This is a genomic window from Skermanella sp., assembly GCF_059503625.1.
The window spans coordinates 1-4,362 of the sequence record NZ_JCACHA010000836.1 but is presented as its reverse complement, the minus strand read 5'-3'; the positions used below and the strand labels follow the sequence as shown (position 1 = coordinate 4,362).

Annotated in this window: 5 protein-coding genes; 3 read left to right on the top strand and 2 right to left on the bottom strand. The window is 60.9% G+C overall.

What is annotated here, in order from left to right:
* Positions 1-1,209, top strand: a 1,209-nt coding sequence (locus tag AC5JJ6_RS30190) for a sensor histidine kinase (RefSeq protein ID WP_496045605.1), incomplete at its 5' end; no start/stop codon positions are given.
* A gap of 135 nt (positions 1,210-1,344) precedes the next feature.
* Here the strand turns inward: AC5JJ6_RS30190 and AC5JJ6_RS30185 are convergent.
* A complete protein-coding gene (locus AC5JJ6_RS30185; protein WP_496045604.1) occupies positions 1,345-1,806 on the bottom strand; it encodes a VanZ family protein in 462 nt (153 codons plus the stop codon).
* Positions 1,807-1,908: 102 nt separating this feature from the next.
* Here AC5JJ6_RS30185 and AC5JJ6_RS30180 point away from each other — a divergent pair, with 102 nt between their 5' ends.
* Positions 1,909-2,292 (top strand): cupin domain-containing protein, encoded by a 384-nt coding sequence (locus tag AC5JJ6_RS30180; protein WP_496045603.1) that lies wholly within the window; start codon positions 1,909-1,911, stop codon positions 2,290-2,292.
* A gap of 88 nt (positions 2,293-2,380) precedes the next feature.
* On the top strand, positions 2,381-2,557 hold the full coding sequence (locus tag AC5JJ6_RS30175) for a hypothetical protein (protein ID WP_496045602.1): 177 nt from the start codon (positions 2,381-2,383) through the stop codon (positions 2,555-2,557).
* 179 nt (positions 2,558-2,736) lie between these two features.
* Here the strand turns inward: AC5JJ6_RS30175 and AC5JJ6_RS30170 are convergent, their stop codons facing one another.
* Entirely contained in the window at positions 2,737-3,849 is a 1,113-nt protein-coding gene (locus AC5JJ6_RS30170) for a YsnF/AvaK domain-containing protein (protein WP_496045601.1), read from the bottom strand.
* Between the last annotated feature and the right edge of the window lie 513 nt (positions 3,850-4,362).

The window sequence follows — 4,362 nt, the reverse complement described above, 5'->3', positions numbered from 1 at the left end:
GTAGGAGCCATTGGTCTGGCTTGGTATTCTCGCCAGCGGCTTGCCGATTATAGAAGGGAGTTTGCCCGTTGGGTTGAGGTAGAGGCATCCCTGAGGCGAACTGAGCAACGCCTGATGGACGCCATCGAGAGCATGCCAGATGGTCTCGTGCTGCTCGATGCTAATCAGCGGTTCGTGATGTGTAACAGCCGATACCGCGAGTTCTATCCAGAACTGGCTTCGCGTCTGACGCCGGGAACGTCGGCATCGGAGATCGATGACACAGGTGCTGAAGATGCAGAGCCGCACGATCCCAGCACCCCGACCGCCACCGCACTGGCTACCGCCCTTGGCAGCGGGCAGATCACGCCCGACCAGGAGTGCCAGCTTGCCACCGGCCGCTGGATCCGCGTCAGTAACCGATCCACCAGAGAAGGCGGCTTGGTTGGTATTTGGACGGACATCACCTCGCTGAAGCTGAACGAGGAGGCTCTGCGGGAGGCAAGCCGGCGGGCGGGGACCGCCAATCTGGCCAAGTCGCAGTTCCTCGCTAACATGAGTCATGAGCTTCGCTCACCGCTGAACGCGATCATCGGCTTTGCCGAGATGATCGAGTTGCAGATATTCGGCTCGCTCGGCAGCCCGAAATACGAGGAGTACATCCGAGACATCCGGGAAAGCGGGCAGCACCTGCTAGACCTGATCAACGACATTTTGGACCTGTCGAAGATCGAGGCCGACAAGTACGTACTCTACCCGGAGCCGCTGTGTGTGCCGACCCTGGTGGGGACCTGCCTGCGATCTTTTCGGCTCAGGGCGGAGGAGGTCGGCGTCCGGCTGGAATACAACGGCGGCGATCTCCCAAGGATTACGGCAGATGAAAGGGCAATCAAGCAGGTGCTGATCAATCTTCTATCCAACGCGATAAAGTTCACCCCATCGGGTGGAACGATCACGCTACAGGCCGCGGTCGAGGACCACACTGTCATGATTTCGGTGACCGACAACGGCCACGGTATCCCGGCCGCCGACCTGCCGCGGATCGGGCAACCCTTCGAGCAGTCGGTGAAACCGGGCGGAAAGCAGAATGAAGGCACAGGTCTGGGATTGGCCCTCAGCCGGAGACTGGTTGAACTTCACAATGGAACGCTGGAGATCAGCAGCCAGGAGGGAATCGGTACTCAGGTGACAATGCGGCTGCCCCTGTCACTGGAACGGCAGGCTGCCTGATACTATCCGTTGGTAGAGCATTGGACACGGCCGCACGACCGAGCGAACAGGCACTCGATTGGTACTGGCAGCAGGTTGGACTTAGCGGGCGGTCCAGGCTCTTTGACTCTATGCTCCTGAACAAGGGGAGCAAGCCTATGGGGACGAGGGCGTTGAGGTGCGGGCGAAAGCGGTCAACATCCTGCGGACCAGGATGGCGGCGGCCAGCCCAGCCAACGCACCAAGCGAATTGACCATGAAGTCAGCCCAGTTGGCCTGCCGTCCGGGTGAGAAATGCTGAAGCAGTTCGAGAAGCCCACCGAAGCCGACGGCGGCCCCAACAATGACGCTCGGAACGAACCGCTCTGACCAGCCTAATCCGACCAGCAGGCTCAACACCGAATAGGCGGCCAGATGATCGAGCTTGTCGCCGAACCCAGTCTCGATAGCGGGTAACTGAGGCGACAGCGAGGCAACGGCGATCACGACGGCCGCACCGGCGGCAGCCACTTGGATCAGGCGGGTCTTTGGAATGCGGAGGCGAGAGCAGTCAGTCGGGATCATTCCCCATTCATGCCGGATAACGGTGAACGAACCGTCAAGGCGGGAGGCCACCATGCCGCAAGCCGCCTTAGTCGCAACTCAGGCTTGTTCGGCCGAATCACTGCCCAGCGATCCAGGATCATGGCATCATGGTGGAAAAGCAGGAGGAGCCCTGAGATGAAGTTCATGGTGAGCCACGCCGATGAGAGCGACTTCGCCCATGACGGCTTGAGGTCATTTTTCGAATACCGCGATTTGGCGATCAAGGAGGCAACTGCCGGGCGGTTCAATGCCCATGTCATTCGGGCTCGGCCGGGCGAGAGCCCCCCAGGTGAATGGCACCGGCACGACCTCGAGTTCCAAATGGTCTATGTACTGCGGGGGTGGGTGCGGTTCGAATACGAGAGCGTCGGTGAGGTGCTGCTCCGGCAGGGTTCGTGCGTCCATCAGCCAGCAGGCATCCGGCACCGCGAAATCGAACATTCCGACGACTTGGAGATGCTGGAAATTACGTTGCCTGCCGAGTTCAAGACGGAGGCGATGGAGGGGCCGGTTCTGTGAGAGTGCTGGCTCGGCAGTTGTCTCTTGGCCATTGTCCACCGCAGGCTGATCGCGACGACCGTGCTGGTGTTGGAGCTATTCAAAGGCAGTGGCGGCTCTGTACAGTCCTGACGCTCAAGCCCAATCATCGGGCAAGATCGCGAACGATGCTGCGGACATTAGCCAGCTTTGGGATGACCTGATGAAAGCCGGCATCCGCGATCACAAGCTGCACATAATCGATGCCAAGGATGCGGACAGCTTGGCTTATGAACCCGAGAAATAGGCAGTCTCCACTCAGTAAAGGACGGCGGCTGAAAGTCCTAGAGCGGCACGATGGCCGAGGTGCTGGGGAAGCAGAGCGACAGGACGAGTAAAGCCTGAATGCAGATCTGGAAAATGGTTCCTGAGTCGTGACAGCAGAGGGCCACGAGAAACCGCGGCCCTCTGCTTGTTCAATAATCTTTAACGCTCGACATCCCGCCGCGGTGTGCCGGTGTTGTCCTTGAGATCCTCTTTGGCGTCATGGGCCGCATCGGCGATCCGGTCGCCCAAGCCGCGGTTCTCCTTCATGTCGGCCGCGATGTCGTGGCCGGCCTCCCGAGTCCGCTCGCCGATCCCCGGCGTCGTGTCGGTCCCGACGCCGGGTTGGGTGCCGCCGGGCAAGTCGGACCTCCGGCTTCCAACGCCACCGCGGGTATCTTCAACCTCGACCTCGGTGCGTTGGACGGTATCGCGAACGGTCTCAACCCGTTCCTCAACGTCCTTGCGGATCACGACTTCCTCCGTCACCCGAGCCGTCTTAGAAACGACTGCCTCCTCTGCCGTTTCCCGGACCTCTATGGTGCGGTCCTGGAAGGCGTCCGGCGTCAGGTTATCGGCCGCCCGATCTGCTGGCCGCCGCTCGACGCGGATGTGCTCTTCCCGCAGCGTGACCTGCTCCTCGACCGGTGTCTCGCGGACATAGGTGCGAACCCGCACTCCGCCACGCTCGACCGCTCGCTTCCCAATGTCGATCTGTTCCTCCATGACCGGGATGGTTTCCTCCTCACCAGACGCGGCTTCCTGGCGATCCACGGAGGGAAACTGATTGGTTTGGCGGAACTCGGCCGCGGCACTTCGCAGGCCGGTGCCATACCGGCTTCGCTCCTCATCTGCCTGCTCCACGGTATAATCGGCTCCGGCGTCGTAGCGACTCCAGCCGGCGGTGCGGAAGTGCTCGCCACGTTCATCGAGATCAACCGGGCTGGAGCGTTCAATAATTGCGAGGGCACGCTCCATGTTGTCGTCGCTGACGTCACCGATCAGCAGCGTGCCGCCCCGACGGACGCCTTCGGCGTAGAGGTGGGCATCGTCCTCGGGCACGTCCAAACGGGTCAGGGACCGGACGCGGCTCTCCGGTCTGGCGAAATCGCCGACGAAGTCGGTAAGACGCGAAGACCCCAGGTCTGCGGTTCCTGTCTCATTGCCGCTGATCCAGAAGCGGTCGTGAGGAAGCCCGGCGGCCCGAAGTTCGTCCAGGGCCTGACGAGCCGATGCAGCATCATCATACAGGGCCACGAGAGTTTGATCCGCCATAGCATTCTCCTCCACTCTGTTCTGTGGCTTTTGGGTGTTCAGGCCGCTCCGGATTGAGCGGTACACCGGTTCCGGAATAGCGTGTACCTTATTGCTGCCGTGCCGGTTGCCCAGGTGCCGGGGGCGGCATTGTTTCGGTAGCCGTCCCAGCGGGCGGTACCGTTGCTATGTCCGATGGAGTGGAGGCGGAATACCACCACACCAACAGAGCGAGGATGATGAGGGCGACCAAGCCCCAGACCCAGGACGGAATGCCACCCCGGCGGTGCGTAGCGGTATCTCGAACCCGGTCGTAGACACCGACTTTCCTCGGCTGTTCGGCCATGTTGCTAACTCCCGGTTTCCGTTCAGGGAAATTTTCCCGATCAGATCAGAAGAGTGACCCTTTATAAACAGGAAGGCGGGACCGCCGGTTCCTTGAGGAACCTAAGATACCAGTAATGAGTTCCGGGATCGTAAGAGTCTGTCCGGTATGATTATTGCTGGAGTTGAAGCCTAGCGATGCGCCGCATC